Below are 13467 nucleotides of genomic sequence, written 5' to 3' on the forward strand. Positions count from 1 at the left end.
CGGGGGGGGTCCGTCGGGACGGCCGGTGCGGCCCTGTGTGTGGCCTGCCGGGCGGGGCGGGTGGACGGCGACGGGTACTGCGAGAACTGCGGGCACGCGCAGCCGCGTGAACGCGACCACATGGAGCAGGAGTCCGGCCCGGTCGCCGCCGTCAGTGATCGCGGGCTGCGGCATCACCGCAACGAGGACGCGTTCGCCCTCGGCTGCACCGCGCTGCCGGACGGCTCGACGGCCGCGCTGGCGATCGTCTGTGACGGGGTCTCCTCCGCGACCCGGCCGGACGACGCCTCGCTGGCGGCCTCCCGCGCGGCCGGTGACAGTCTGCTCGCCGCGCTGCCCGCCGGGACGCATCCGCAGCAGGCCATGCACGACGCGATCGTGGCCGCCTCCCGCGCGGTCAACTCGCTGGCCAACGAGCCGGCGACGGCCCGCGAGCACCTCCCGCACCAGAACGCCCCCGCGTGCACGCTGGTCGGGGCGATCGTCACCGGCGGCCTCCTGGTCGTCGGCTGGGTCGGCGACAGCCGCGTGTACTGGGTGCCGGCCGACCGCACCTCACCACCGGCCCGGCTCACCGAGGACGACTCCTGGGCGGCGCAGATGGTCGCGGCGGGCCTGATGAACGAGGCGCAGGCCTACGCCGACGAGCGCGCCCACGCGATCACCGGCTGGCTCGGCGCCGACGCCTACGAACTGGAGCCGCACACCGCTTCCTTCAAACCGGACCGGCCAGGTGTAGTGGTCGTATGCACCGATGGTCTGTGGAACTACGCGGAAGGGGCCGAGGAGATGGCCCGGACCGTGCCGGTCGACGCCGCGGTACGGCCGCTGCACAGCGCGCGGGTGCTGGTCGGCCACGCCCTGGACGGCGGGGGCCACGACAACGTAACAGTGGCGGTCCTGCCGTTCCCGGCCGTGCCACAGGGGGCAGGATCGGCCTGAGGCCGGGGGTGCCGGGGGTGCCCCCTGCGTGCCGGGGGCCGACCGTACGGAAAAAAATGAAGCATGACGTGGCCTCGGCGGCGCCGTTCAGGGGCGCCACGGGGTAGGGGTCCCGCGAGGTATGGGTCCTACGGGGTGTGGGTCCCGCGGGACCTCGTCCGGAAATGATCGTTCGCGGATCGGAGGGGACCGGTCCGCCCACTGTCGTCGTCCCACCTCGGGGCGTCCAAGGGGGATTTGAACAGGAATGGCCAATTTCTCGAAGTCGAACGTGCCGCAGTTCTCGATGGACGTGTACCAGAACGAGTACCTGCCGGAGGGCGGCCGGGAGGTCAACGCGATCGTCACGGTGAGCGCGACCGGCGGCGGGACCGTCGGCAGCGCGGTCGGGGCGCAGCACATGTACTCGCCCGGTCAGGGCCCGTCGGCCGCCGTCGCGCTCATGGTCGACTGCTCGGGGTCGATGGACTACCCGCCGACCAAGATGCGCAACGCGCGCGATGCGACGGCCGCGGCGATCGACACCCTGCGTGACGGCGTGCACTTCGCGGTGATCGACGGGACGCATGTGGCGCGGGAGGTCTATCCGGCCGGCGGGCGGCTCGCGGTGGCCGATCCGACCACCCGGGAGCAGGCCAAGCAGGCGCTGCGCCGGCTGAGCGCGGGCGGCGGTACGGCGATCGGCACCTGGCTGCGGCTGGCCGACCGGCTGCTGTCCACGGCGGAGGTGGAGATCCGGCACGGCATCCTGCTGACCGACGGCCGCAACGAGCACGAGTCGCCGGAGGATCTGCGGGCCGCGCTGGACAGCTGCGCCGGGCGGTTCACCTGCGACGCGCGGGGCGTGGGCACCGACTGGGAAGTGAAAGAAGTCACAACGATCGCCTCGTCGCTGCTCGGCACGGCCGACATCGTCGCCGATCCGACCGGGCTGGCGGCCGACTTCACGCAGATGATGGAGACGGCGATGGGCAAGGAGGTCGCCGATGTCTCGCTGCGGCTGTGGACCCCGGTCGGTACGACGATCAAGTACGTGAAGCAGGTCGCGCCGACCGTCGCCGACCTCACCGGCCGTCGCACGGAGGCGGGCCCGCGCGCGGGCGACTACCCCACCGGCTCCTGGGGCGACGAGTCCCGGGACTATCACGTCTGCGTGGAGGTTCCGGCGGCGAACCTGGGCCAGGAGATGCTGGCCGCGCGGGTCTCGCTGGTCATCCCCGAGGCCGACGGGTCGGTGCGCAATCTCGGGGCACAGGGGCTGGTACGGGCCGTATGGACCGACGACATGGCGGCGTCCACGTCGATCAATCCTCAGGTCGCCCACTACACCGGCCAGGCCGAGCTGGCACAAGTCATTCAGCAAGGGCTCGATTTGCGCAAATCGGGAGATATGGATGGCGCAACGGCCAAACTGGGCCGAGCCGTTCAGCTCGCCAGCGCTTCGGGCAACGCCGATACGGCGAAACTCCTGGCGAAGGTGGTGGACGTCGTGGATGCCACGACAGGTACTGTGCGACTGAAGACGAAGGTCGCGGAGGCCGACGAGATGACTCTCGAAACCCGGTCCACAAAGACTGTTCGTGTAAAGAAGTAGAAAACCGTCCGGGAAACATCGGACGGTTGGAGTGGCAGCAGGCCGTCGAAGAAGTACCGGACGGTTGAAGTGGCGGTAGACGGTCGAAGAAGTAGAAGAAGTAGCAGACGGTCGAAAAAACAGCAGACGCAAGAGGACGCACGAATGCGGGTCGGGGCGAAGAGTTCCCGGTCCGCCGCGAGCCCGGCCCCTCGGGGTGGGAGAAACCCGGCCGTACGGCCGGGAAAAGGAGAGGGGGAAGCGCTGACATGCCGACCTGCCCGAACGGACACCAGTCGGGGTCCGACGATTGGTGCGAGGTCTGCGGTCACCGCATGGCCGGTGCCGTGCCCCCGCCTCCCCCGCCGCCTCCGGCCCCGGGCGGTTACGGCTTCCCGCCGCCCGCCGGCCACCCCGGCACCGGACGCCCGCCGGAATTCTGCCCGCAGTGCCGCACGCCCCGCGAGGGGGCGGCGCCGTTCTGCGAGGAGTGCCGGTGGAACTTCCTGACCAACACGGCGACGTCGTACACCCCGGCGGCCCCGCGCCCGCCCGGCGGCGGCCCCCCGCCCGGCTTCCAGACGGGACCTCCCGGGCAGCCCAGTCCGGGCCCGACGTATGGCGGGGGCACCGACGCGTACGACTATCAGGGCTCGCGCCCGTCACAGATGAACCGGCCGGCTGAGCCGATCCCGCCGTTCGGTGATCCGGGTGGGGGGCGTCCCGGGGGGCCGGGGCCGTTTGGCGGTCCCGGTGGGCCTGGGGGGCCTGGGGGGCCTGGTGGGCCTGGAGGTCCGGTGGGTCCTGGTCCGGGAGGGCCCGGTCACGGCCCCGGTCCTGGTCCCGGTCACGGTCCTGGTCCGGGTCCCTTCGGTGGTGGCGGCGATCCGTCCCGGCCCGTTCCGCCGCTTCCCGGGCCAGGTGGACCGGGTGGGCCGGGTGGACCGGGTCCGCACGGAGGTGCTCCGCAGGCGTTCCAGCAGCCGGGTCCGCATGGTCAGCCCGGACCGCCCGCGCCGCCCGCTCATCCCGGCTTCCCGCAGGAGACGGGACGCCCGCCGGCCGGTGGCCCGCCCTTCGGGGGCGGGGAGGACGACTGGGTGATCTCGCCGCCGACGGGCGGACAGGGTGGGTACGGAGCACACGGCGGCGGTCCCGGTGGTCCGGCCGGTCCCGGCGGGGGTTACGGCTACCCGCAGCCCGGCTCCCACCAGGCCCCGCCCCCGCCCCCTCCCGGGCAGCAGCGTCCACTGACCTGGACGGCGACGATCGGTCCGGACCGCGACTACTTCCTGGCCATGATGCAGCGCTCGGGCCCCGAGGCGGCGGGCCTGAACCTGCCCGCGTACTCGCCCGAGCAGCAGCGCACCCTCCCCGGCAACCAGTTCACGATCGGGCGTCGTCGTCACTCGACCGGGGAGACGCCCGACATCGATCTGTCGGTGCCGCCGGAGGACCCGGGTGTCTCGCATCAGCACGCGGTGCTGGTGCAGCAGCACGACGGCACCTGGGCGGTGGTCGACCAGAACTCGACGAACGGTACGACGGTGAATGGGTCGGAGGAGCCGATCCAGCCGTTCGTGCCGGTGCCGTTGCAGGACGGGGACCGGGTGCATGTGGGGGCGTGGACGACGATCACGATCCGGCGCGGCTGAGTCAGGGGCGAGTGAGGGGCGGCGGCCGGGTGGTCATTCGGGAAGGGGCCAGGCGTACGGCCCCTCCGGTGCGTCGAGCCAGGACCAGGCGCGCTCGCCGGTGACGGTGATGCCGTACCGCTCGCGGCGGGGTCGGCCCTCGCGCTCCCACAGGGTGTAGGCGTCCTGCGGGTCGAGGCTGCCGTGGGTGAGGGTGACGAGGAAGCGGAACAGATCGTGCTCGCGGCCCGGGTGTGGGACCGCGCCGAGCGGGGCCGGTTCGGGTGGGGGGCGGCCGGTGCCGCGCAGGGGCACGAAGTAGGCGGGGGTGTTGAGGAAACGTCCCTCGGCGTGTCCGGCGCCGGTCACGGTGAGCGAGATCAGGCCGGTGGCCAGCGGCGTGAGGATCCGCCCGCCGGGACGGCACTGGGCGAGCCAGGGGCGCGGGATGCTCGGCAGAGCGCAGGTGGCGATGATCCGGTCGAAGGGAGCGCGCTCGGGAACGCCTCGCGCGCCGTCGCCGGTGACGACCACGGGCCGGTACCCGGCGGCGGCGAGATGCCGTAGGGCGGAGTCGGTGATCTCCGTTTCGAGATCGATCGTGGTGACGAGCCCGTCATCGCCGAGCCGGTGAGCTAGCAGGGCGGCGTTGTAGCCCGTACCCGTGCCGATCTCCAGCACCCGGTCACCGTCCCGGACGTTCAGCGCGACGAGCATGAGCGCCATGAGGGAGGGCTGGCTGCTGGAGGAGACGAGTTCCCCGTCACGCAGGCGGGTGGCGAGGGGGGTGTCGGCATAGGCGCCGCGCAGCCAGCGTTCCTGGGCGGCGGGGTCGGGGTTCTCCCCCCAGCAGCGCTCGTAGCCGCCGACGGCACCGACGTAGTAGTACGGCACGAAGAGATGCCGGGGCACCGCCTGGAACGCCTCCCGCCACACCGGGTCCCCGGCCCAGGCCCCGCTCGCGTCGATCTCCCGCACCAGCGTCTCGCGAGCCACCACGGCCAGCTCCTCCAGCTCCCGCCCGGGAGCGTGTGCGCCCATGGGTCCACTGTGCGGCGGTTCCGGACGGGAGGCGAGCAGGCGGGGCGGAGGGTCACCGGGGCAATCCGGAGCGTCACGCCCTCCGGCGACCTGAGGGCTCTCGCATCGCGCATTTCGAGGGCTATCGCATGGGACATTCCAGCTGCGGCATGCCCCGGTGCGGGGAGCAGCAGATGAGGGACAGATGCAGATACGAGGGCCGTTCGAGGTAGAAGCCGAGTGACACGTCCCCGCCCCGGGCGAGCCGCTCGGCGGCGGATCTGACCAGGACCGCCAGGCGCGTACTGTCACGGTCGGCCTCGGAGTCGAACCGGGGCGCGTACGCGGTGAGCCGCTCCCCCAGCCACTGCGCCGCCTCCTTCGGCTCCGCCCATGTCCCGCGCACCAGCTTCCTGGGCTTGACCAGCCAGTACGCCGTCTCCAGCGGAGGCAGATCGACGACCGGGAACTCGGCCCTCACCTCCCGGTACCTCTGCACCAGCTCCGGCCTGCCATCCCCCGGCGGTGGAAGAGAGTGCGCGGGCCTCCGCAGCGCCTCGTCATCGAACCGCCGCTTCGGCCCGGTCCACAGATATCCGTGGTGGTGCAACTGCCGTCCCCTTCAGGACCGTACGGACGACAGCGACGTCAGGCCGAGAGCCCGAAGCGGGCCGGGTCGATACCGGCGGCGTCCAACTCGGCCGTGGTGAACCGCAACGGGGCCTTCTTGAACGCGGCGGATTCGGGCAGTGGGAGGTCGTAGAGGTCGGTCATCCCTGTGCCCTTCTGATTGAGGGTCTCGCCCGGTGCTTGGCGCACGTCGTCACGCTAGGGGGGAGGTGCGGAGAGCTGCCAGCGTTGTGCGTGAATGTGCGTACAGGCTTGTTCAGTGCCGGTTAACTACATTTCACCCTTGACCAGATCTCCATCTGACGTCAGATTTGCGCACATCAGTGCACGGCAACGACGACGGAGGACGTCATGCGTTTACATCCGCGTTCCCGCCCGCCTGGCGCCGATGCTGAGGGAGGCGTGCGATGCCGCAGAACGCACCCAGCTTTGAGGAACTGCTGGGCGCCGCTCAGCAGTCCGCCGTGCATCTCGAAATGCGCGATCAGTACTCCGTCGGTGACGAGGAGGACGACTTCAACGCCTGGCTGAGCACAGGCCGGAGGGACGTCGACCCCGCCTCGGAGTACTGGGCGCCCTGGTTTGAATTGATCTCCAGCACGGTGGCTCGTGGCGTCGTCGTTCGACGGGCCAGGATCGTCTCCGAGCCGGTCACGGACTACATCCGCTACGAGCACGCGGGGGCGGTCGTCAATGTGACGGCCGGCGAACAGGTGCGGTGGCTGCCCCGGCCCCGGGCGGTCGATCTGCTGCTGCCGGGCGCGGATCTGTGGATCTTCGACCAGGAGCAGGTCCTGTTCAATCACTTCACCGGCGTGGGAGATTGGGCAGACCCGCGCCAGGAGCTGCGAACGGAACCGACTATCGTCAAGCAGTGTTCGGATGCGTTCGAGGCGGTCTGGGAACGCGCCGTCCCACATGAAACGTACGAGATTCACTGACAGAAAGCACCGTTGGCTGGCTCATGACGAAGTCGCCGTCCTCCTCGGCCCAAGCCGCCCGCGCGAATGTGGCGCGGCGATTGCGGGAGTTGAGGAGAAACGCCGGCCTGACCGTCACCGAGCTGGCCAACGAGTGCGGTTGGCATCACGCCAAGACCTCGCGGATCGAGAACGCCCGTACTCCACCGTCGCCGACGGACATCCGCCTGTGGTGCCGGGCGACCGGCGCGGCCGAGGAGATCGCGGACCTGATCGCGGCCTCGCAGCATGCGGAGTCGCTGTACCGCGAGTGGCGGCAGCGCGTACGTACCGGGCTGGCGAGGCTCCAGGACAGTTACGTCGAGCTGTATCGCTCGACCGCGCTGCTGCGCGAGTATTCCCCGGTCCTGATCCCAGGACTGCTCCAGACCGAGGGGTACGCGCGGGCACTGCTGGGCATAAGCGCCCGTTTCCATGGCGCCCCGGACGATGCGACGGAGGCCGCCGCGGCCCGCGTACGGCGGTCACAGGTGATCCATGAGCCTGGCCACCGGTTTGTACATGTGGTCGAGGAGGCCGCGCTCTACTACCGGCTCGGCGACGCGGAGACCATGGCCGCGCAGTTGGGGCATCTCCTGACGGCGGGGGCGCTCCCCCAGGTGTCGTTCGGCATCATTCCGACAGCCACGCGCGAGCGCTCGCTGTGGCCGCAGGAGACGTTCACCGTGCACGATGACACCCTTGTCTCCGTCGAGCTGGCAACCGCCGAGGTGAATGTCACCCAGCCCTCCGAGATCGCCCTCTACCTCAAAGCGTTCGAGCAGCTCCGCAGTATGGCGGTGTACGGGGCGGAGGCTCGGTCGTTGATCGTGCGGGCGATCGACGCGCTGTCCTGACGGTGACGGCACGGCCGGGGTGTTGGGGCGCAGGAGGCTGACTCGCCGTCCCCCTGTCCACCTCACCGGGCCTCCCCCGGCACCCGCGGTTCAGCCGCCCTGCCCGGCACTGCCCAGCGGGCCGACCTGTACCGGGGAGCCGGAGCCGTCCGTGACGGGCAGGGTGGCGGCGCCCGGCCAGGCGAGGGTGACCGACTTCGTCTCGTTCGGGGGAGTCACCAGGAGTCCGGTGATGCTGACGCCTGAGCCGCCCGAGTCATTGATCGGGTAGGTGATGCCGAACGCGATCATCTCCCCGTCCTTCAGGGTGATCGGGCCGGAGTCCTCACCGGTGCGCTCCGCGGACAGCGTCCCCGAGTCGGTCTCCAGGTCGACGCCCGCGTACCCGGAGAGGTCGCAGTCCTGGCCGCCGCGGTTGGCCATCTCCACCGCGACGGTGTTCTCGCCGTCGCCGTCGATGGTGCTGTCGATCGCCGTGATCTCCAGGTCGTCGGTACGGCAGGTGCCGGGTGCGCTGGTGTCTTCGGACCCCGAGGGCGTGTCCTGTCCGGCGGAGTCCGTCGTGTCGCCCTGCTCGGCGCTGTCCGAGGAGGACTCCGTGGACACCGGCTTCGGGTCGCTCTCCCCCAGGCTGCCGTCGTCGTTCTGGCAGGCCGTGAGCGAGAGGCTCGCGACGACGGCCAGGGCGGCGAGGGTGAGCTTGTGAACGCGCATGGTTTTTCTTCCTCAGTGTCGGTTGGCCGGGGTCCCGTCCGCTCGGTGCGAATCGCTGTGAGCGGCGGTTCTGAGCAGCAGGACCGGTCCGGCGGGGTGGCTCGTTCCGCCCAACCTCCGGCTAATACCCGCCTGTTACAGGCACGGCCGGGCGCGACGCGCTGCGCGGTGCCCTGCGGCCGGTCGGGAGGCGGTTCCCGCCGCTGTTCCGTACCTGTGTGTGGGCTGGCAACGGCTGGGACAGATCCGTGACCCCGTAGGTCTTGATCACCGATTGTGGCATGCCCTCCTCAACCGACCCGTTCCGGCGGTGCGGTGCGGCTGCCGCCGGGCTTGAGGGTGAACCGGAAAGCGCCCAGCCGGGAAACCCCGGTCGGGCGCTGTGTTCGTGGGCGGGCAGTCGGTGCGCTAGTGAGGGGCCGCGCCCGTACGTACGAGATGGATGAACGTCGTCCAGGCGGTGGCGGGGACGATGAGGGCGGGGCCGGACTTGTGCTTGGAGTCACGGATACCGACCGCCGTAGAGAGGTCGGCGACCTCAAGGCAGTTGCCGCCTTGTTCCTCGCTGTAGGAGGACTTGAACCAAGCGGACTCGGGTGCCACTTCGGATGCCGCGTTGCTGGTATCGATGGCTACTTCCACTCCTTTGCTAGTTGTTGCAGGAAGCCCGCCGTCCGGGCCGGGGGCAAGGCACTCTCGCGCATGGCGTCGAAGCGACGGAGGGCTCGTTGGACGTCTTGTCGTTCGTCGCTGACGCTGATCGTGTTCCAGACATCAGCCTGGACGACAGGATCAAGGGTTTCCGCGAAGATGAGGACGGCAAAGTTGCCACCTGAGCGGTAAGTCACCACGTCGTGCGGCAAGATCTGGACAGTAACGTTGTCCAGCTCGTTCAGCTCGATGATCTCGTCGTGCTGGGCCCGCATCGCTTCGTAGCTCCCCACCACCCGCCGGACGGCTGTCTCATCCATGATGACGCGCAGTTCCAGCGGGTTCTCCGAGCGGGTGATCAATTCCTTCCGCTCCATCCGAAGCCGGACGTTCTGCTCGACGTACTCGGTCGTCGTCTCGTCCACCGGCTTGGCCAGTTGGTACATCGCTCGCGCATATTCCTCGGCTTGGAGGGCTCCGTAGACGTAGGAAGGGTGCCAGGCACGCACTGCCTTCGCGTCCTGTTCCAGTCCACGGAACGTCGGCATCTTCGACGGCATATACGCCTTGTACGGCGTCCATGGCTCCTTGCTCAGCGACTCCCGGTGGAGTTGGAGCAGCGTCCCTACGTCTTCCCTCGGGAGGTCTGGAGCGAGGTAGTCGATCAGGTTCTCCAGGTCGCTCACCCGAGGAAGGTCGTTCGCTCCTATTTCGACGCGGGAGAGCTTCGTGAAGGAGAAGCCCAGAGCCTTGGCCACCTCCTGAAGGGTTTCGCCCTTCTTCTCCCGGAGCTTCCGCAGCTCCTTCCCTAGCTCCCTGCGGCGAAAGGTCGCCCCACGCTTCGCTGCCACTGCGTATCCCTCTCCCTGCTTCTGTCGGTGCCCGGCGTGCGCATGTCCGGTGCCACTGGGGGGCGGGTCCCTGCCCACGCCACACCCTGTACCCCATGGAGCCATCCCATGCCCACGCTCGGGCATTTGCCAGTTTGAGCGGTATCGCCAACGCGCTTGCCTTGTAAATCGCGCATGCATCACGGTATTTCAGAGCACCACCGGGAGTAACCGCTTCAGGACAACGCGTGACTCCCACCGCCCGCTCGCGCCCAAAACCCCGCGCGTGCGCCCCCACACCAGCCCCGGAGAACTGGCATGACATCGACCGTGATGCGCATGGCCGCCGGTACCGACATCTCCTTCGAACGGGACCCGGCCTCAACCCCCCACCACCTCACCCCCGCCGACGCGGCCTGGCCCCGCCGCTTCCGGCGGATCGTCCGTGCCTCGCTCACCCACCGGCGTCAGCCCGACCTCGTCGAGCCCGCCGAGCTGCTCGCCACCGAGCTGCTCACCAACGCCCTGCGGCACGGCACCGGACCCACCGTCCGCTTCCGTATGCGCTTCCACGACGACCACCTCCTGATCGAGGTCGCGGACGGCTCCCCCACCCCGCCCTCGCCGCGCCACGCCACCCCCGACGACGAGACCGGCCGTGGGCTGTTCCTCGTCGACGCCATCGCCGACGACTGGGGCGTCAGCGGCGACGGCACCACCACCTGGTGCTCCCTCGCCCTGACCCCCACCCCGGAACCGGCGGAGCCACGCCCGTGATCGTCAGCCCCCGCACAGAACCACCCGTCTACGACCCCACCGAGCCCAACAGCAGCGCCCCCGCCGTCGTCCAGCACGACCTGGATCAGCTCATGCTCGGCGGCAGGCGATGGCCGCACGGCATCGGGCTGTCCGGTCCGAGGGCCGGTGACGGCTGGTGCCGCGCCCTGTACGCGCCCGAGTGCGCCTGGCCCCGGGGCGCCGAGCTGTGCGTCGTCGTCCAGTGGTTTCCCGACCGGGCCGGGGCCGGACACGTACCGGGCACAGCGGACGCGCGGCTCTGGGGCGAGCGCCTGGACGCCGTCGCCAGGGGGCTGCGGTCTCGGGGGTACGTCGTCGAGCGGGCGGGCAGGGCGCCCGATCCCGGGCGGGATCCGCACGCCGACCTGCTCGTCCACCGCATGCGGGCCGGTCTGACGGCCCCCGTCCGGCCCGCCGGCTCCTGGGCGTATCTCGCGTCGCCGGGCACGGTCGGTCACGTCACGGACTCGCTGCGCGAACTCGTGCGCGCCGCCGCCTTCCGGCAGGTCGCGCAGCTCTGGGTGCGGGACGTCCCCACCTGCCTCTGGCCGCCGCACGCCGCCTTCTGCGCCCGGCTGCAATGGCGGCCCGTGCCGCGTGCGAGCCCCAGGAATGTGCGCAGGGGGCGCCGAGCCGTTCTCGCCTTCGCCGAGCGTGCCGGGTATCGGGTCCAGGCGCGCGAGCGTGGCCTGTCATCCGGGCCCGTGGAGTTCCTCGATGTCCTTCTCCATCTCCCTGTCTCCATTGCGATGGGGCACCCCGAGACGGCCCGTAGGACCCGGGACCTAAGCCTCAAGTCCTCCATCCACCCGTCTGACACCATGGAGGGCGTGAACGAGATTCCGCGCGGCACGCTTCAGGAGCAGACCTTCTACGAGCAGGTCGGCGGGGAGGAGACCTTCCGCCGCCTGGTCCACCGTTTCTACGAGGGGGTCGCCGAGGACCCGGTCCTGCGGGCCATGTACCCCGAGGAGGACCTCGGACCCGCCGAGGAGCGGTTCACGCTGTTCCTCATCCAGTACTGGGGTGGGCCCACCACATACAGCGACAACCGTGGTCACCCCCGGCTGCGGATGCGGCACGCCCCGTTCGTCGTGGACCAGGCCGCGCACGACGCCTGGCTGAGGCACATGCGGGTCGCCGTGGACGAGCTGGGGCTGTCCGACGAGCATGAGCGGACGCTGTGGAAGTACCTGACGTACGCCGCCGCCTCGATGATCAATACCCCCGGCTGAGCGCCCCGCCGACCGCGAGCGTCCGCTGAAGCTCGGATTCCGGGCATCCTTCGCCGATTTTCGGTCACAATCCGGTCAAGGCCGGTTCGCTGGCGCTTATCCGGGGCCCACCCCCTCTGACAACATCACCGACGTCCGGGGAGAGCGCAGGGGGACGGGGCGTACGGGGTGGGGGGCACGGGGGCTGTCAGGTTTGTGCTGCTGCGCGGGCGCGCGCACCGGCTGCTGGCGGCGGCGCTGCTCAGGCCGTGGCCGGGGAGGTGCGCCGCACGGTCGCCATCCGGGACGGCCGTACGTCCACGGAGGTGCTGCGGCGCAGCGAGATCGACGCTGCCACCGGCCGGGAGACGGTCGTGGCCCGCGAGTACGCCATGCTGGACCGGGCCGGACGGCTCCAGCTCCCCGCCGACTACACCAGCGCCCTCGGCATGCGCGACCGGGTGGCCCTGGAACTGGAACGGGACCATATCGCCGTATGGCCGGACGACAGCGACCGGGACGACCGGTGAGGGCTGTGCGGGAGAACGGCGGCCGGGGGCCGGTCAGCGCACGCTGAGGCCCAGGGGGCCCGTGCCCGGCTGGCGGACCGCGATCGAGCCGTACGCCGTGCGCAGCCGGAGCCAGGCGCCCGAGGAGAACAGTGCCAGGTCGCCCGGGGCGCCGGGGCGCAGGAAGCCCAGCGACTGGGCCGCGTGCACCGCCCGTACCGGCAGGGCGGTGTCTCCGACCGTGCGGGACCAGATCTCCCGCCCGATCCGGTCGAGTTCGGCCCGGACCCGGTGCTCGGGGGTCAGTTCCTGGGTGCGGGCCTTGAACTCGGTGACCGCCGCCCGTACCAGCGCCCGCAGCGCCTCCGGTCCCGGCAGCCCCGGTTCGGGCCGCCAGCCGCCGCGCGGGGGCAGCACCCCGGCCCATGGCGGGCCGGTCACCGCGCGTGGCAGGGCCGCGGTCGCCGCGGCCTCGTCCACGGACTCCAGCAGTTCTCCCGCGGACACCGTCACATCCAGGGAGACATCCAGCCCGTTCTCGTACGGTTTCGCCAGCCGGACCGCGCGGATCGCCAGCACCTCGAAGGAGGGCGGGCGGCCGAAGACGGCAAGGGCGGTGCCGGTCGCCTGGAGGCGCACCACGGCGGAACGGTCGTAGTGGAGCAACCGGGAGAGGAAGGCCGCGAGATCCGCCGCCTCCCCTTCGTCGGCGAGGTGGAGCGCCGTCATGCGGCGACGGCCTTCTCCTGGTCGTCCCGGAAGCCGTCGAGGAACTCGCGTTCCTCGTCGGTGATCCGGCGCGGGCGCTGCGCCTGGAAGTCGAACGGCACTATGACGGTCGAGGCGCGGACATAGACCGTGTCCCCGTCCTTCACCTCGTAGGTGAGGGTGAAGGACGCGGCCCTGATCTGGGTGACCCACAGCTCGATGTCCACGGGGGTGTGCCGGTGGACGAGCTGGCGTTTGTAGTCGATCTCGTGGCGGGCCACCACCGACCCCTGCTGGAAGTCCTTCTCCGGACGGAACAGGAAGTCGATACGGGCCTCCTCCAGATAGCGGAGGAAGACCACGTTGTTGACGTGGCCGTACGCGTCCATGTCCGCCCAGCGCAGTGGGCAGCGGTAGATGTGCCGCAA

General features: G+C 70.5%; 15 protein-coding genes and 1 pseudogene. 8 read left to right on the forward strand and 8 right to left on the reverse strand.

Features of this window, described 5'->3' with window-relative positions; genetic code table 11:
* The 3 genes from ACFRFC_RS02300 to ACFRFC_RS02310 all read left to right on the forward strand — a co-directional run.
* Nucleotides 1–942: PP2C family protein-serine/threonine phosphatase (locus ACFRFC_RS02300; RefSeq protein ID WP_383112576.1), on the forward strand; the 942-nt coding region annotated here is incomplete at its 5' end.
* Between the two features lie 247 nt (nucleotides 943–1189).
* Nucleotides 1190–2536 (forward strand): VWA domain-containing protein, encoded by a 1347-nt coding sequence (locus ACFRFC_RS02305; protein WP_382682018.1) that lies wholly within the window; start codon nucleotides 1190–1192, stop codon nucleotides 2534–2536.
* Nucleotides 2537–2784: 248 nt separating this feature from the next.
* A complete protein-coding gene (locus ACFRFC_RS02310) occupies nucleotides 2785–4170 on the forward strand; it encodes an FHA domain-containing protein (RefSeq protein ID WP_382682015.1) in 1386 nt (461 codons plus the stop codon).
* A gap of 33 nt (nucleotides 4171–4203) precedes the next feature.
* Here the strand turns inward: ACFRFC_RS02310 and ACFRFC_RS02315 are convergent, their stop codons facing one another.
* The 3 genes from ACFRFC_RS02315 to ACFRFC_RS02325 form a co-directional block, all read right to left on the reverse strand.
* Complete coding sequence (locus ACFRFC_RS02315; RefSeq protein WP_382682012.1) at nucleotides 4204–5190, reverse strand: methyltransferase domain-containing protein; 987 nt, start codon at nucleotides 5188–5190, stop codon at nucleotides 4204–4206.
* A gap of 121 nt (nucleotides 5191–5311) precedes the next feature.
* The gene (locus ACFRFC_RS02320; RefSeq protein ID WP_382682010.1) at nucleotides 5312–5779 is read right to left on the reverse strand and encodes a hypothetical protein; all 468 of its coding nucleotides are present in this window, start codon (nucleotides 5777–5779) and stop codon (nucleotides 5312–5314) included.
* A gap of 38 nt (nucleotides 5780–5817) precedes the next feature.
* Nucleotides 5818–5988: a DUF397 domain-containing protein gene (locus ACFRFC_RS02325; protein ID WP_382682007.1), complete on the reverse strand. Its 171-nt coding sequence runs from the start codon at nucleotides 5986–5988 to the stop codon at nucleotides 5818–5820.
* A 218-nt stretch (nucleotides 5989–6206) separates the two neighbouring features.
* On the opposite strand from ACFRFC_RS02325, the gene ACFRFC_RS02330 reads away from it, so the two are divergent.
* The gene (locus ACFRFC_RS02330; RefSeq protein ID WP_382682004.1) at nucleotides 6207–6740 is read left to right on the forward strand and encodes a DUF6879 family protein; all 534 of its coding nucleotides are present in this window, start codon (nucleotides 6207–6209) and stop codon (nucleotides 6738–6740) included.
* A 23-nt stretch (nucleotides 6741–6763) separates the two neighbouring features.
* The gene (locus ACFRFC_RS02335; protein ID WP_382682003.1) at nucleotides 6764–7615 is read left to right on the forward strand and encodes a helix-turn-helix domain-containing protein; all 852 of its coding nucleotides are present in this window, start codon (nucleotides 6764–6766) and stop codon (nucleotides 7613–7615) included.
* Nucleotides 7616–7705: 90 nt separating this feature from the next.
* Here ACFRFC_RS02335 and ACFRFC_RS02340 read toward each other — a convergent pair whose 3' ends face one another.
* From ACFRFC_RS02340 to ACFRFC_RS02350, 3 genes are all read right to left on the reverse strand, one after another.
* A complete protein-coding gene (locus ACFRFC_RS02340; RefSeq protein ID WP_382682001.1) occupies nucleotides 7706–8329 on the reverse strand; it encodes a DUF4232 domain-containing protein in 624 nt (207 codons plus the stop codon).
* 408 nt (nucleotides 8330–8737) lie between these two features.
* Nucleotides 8738–8932: a DUF397 domain-containing protein gene (locus ACFRFC_RS02345; protein WP_382681999.1), complete on the reverse strand. Its 195-nt coding sequence runs from the start codon at nucleotides 8930–8932 to the stop codon at nucleotides 8738–8740.
* Nucleotides 8933–8961: 29 nt separating this feature from the next.
* Nucleotides 8962–9831 carry a helix-turn-helix domain-containing protein gene (locus tag ACFRFC_RS02350; RefSeq protein ID WP_382681997.1) on the reverse strand — a complete coding sequence of 290 codons (870 nt, stop codon included), beginning with the start codon at nucleotides 9829–9831 and terminating at the stop codon, nucleotides 8962–8964.
* Between the two features lie 297 nt (nucleotides 9832–10128).
* On the opposite strand from ACFRFC_RS02350, the gene ACFRFC_RS02355 reads away from it, so the two are divergent.
* The 3 genes and pseudogenes from ACFRFC_RS02355 to ACFRFC_RS02365 form a co-directional block, all read left to right on the forward strand.
* Nucleotides 10129–10587, forward strand: a complete 459-nt coding sequence (locus ACFRFC_RS02355) for an ATP-binding protein (protein WP_383112577.1) — start codon at nucleotides 10129–10131, stop codon at nucleotides 10585–10587.
* 842 nt (nucleotides 10588–11429) lie between these two features.
* On the forward strand, nucleotides 11430–11843 hold the full coding sequence (locus ACFRFC_RS02360; RefSeq protein ID WP_382682115.1) for a globin: 414 nt from the start codon (nucleotides 11430–11432) through the stop codon (nucleotides 11841–11843).
* Between the two features lie 242 nt (nucleotides 11844–12085).
* A pseudogene (locus tag ACFRFC_RS02365) lies at nucleotides 12086–12352 on the forward strand (ABC transporter ATP-binding protein); the annotation flags it as partial.
* A 33-nt stretch (nucleotides 12353–12385) separates the two neighbouring features.
* Here ACFRFC_RS02365 and ACFRFC_RS02370 read toward each other — a convergent pair.
* Together ACFRFC_RS02370 and ACFRFC_RS02375 are read right to left on the reverse strand one after the other, a co-directional pair.
* Complete coding sequence (locus ACFRFC_RS02370; RefSeq protein ID WP_382681995.1) at nucleotides 12386–13060, reverse strand: hypothetical protein; 675 nt, start codon at nucleotides 13058–13060, stop codon at nucleotides 12386–12388.
* Nucleotides 13057–13467 (reverse strand): acyl-CoA thioesterase, encoded by a 411-nt coding sequence (locus tag ACFRFC_RS02375; RefSeq protein ID WP_382681992.1) that lies wholly within the window; start codon nucleotides 13465–13467, stop codon nucleotides 13057–13059. Before ACFRFC_RS02375 ends, ACFRFC_RS02370 begins: the two co-directional genes overlap by 4 nt.

The organism is Streptomyces sp. NPDC056734 (assembly GCF_042790455.1).
In the GTDB taxonomy this organism is placed as follows: Bacteria; Actinomycetota; Actinomycetes; order Streptomycetales; family Streptomycetaceae; genus Streptomyces.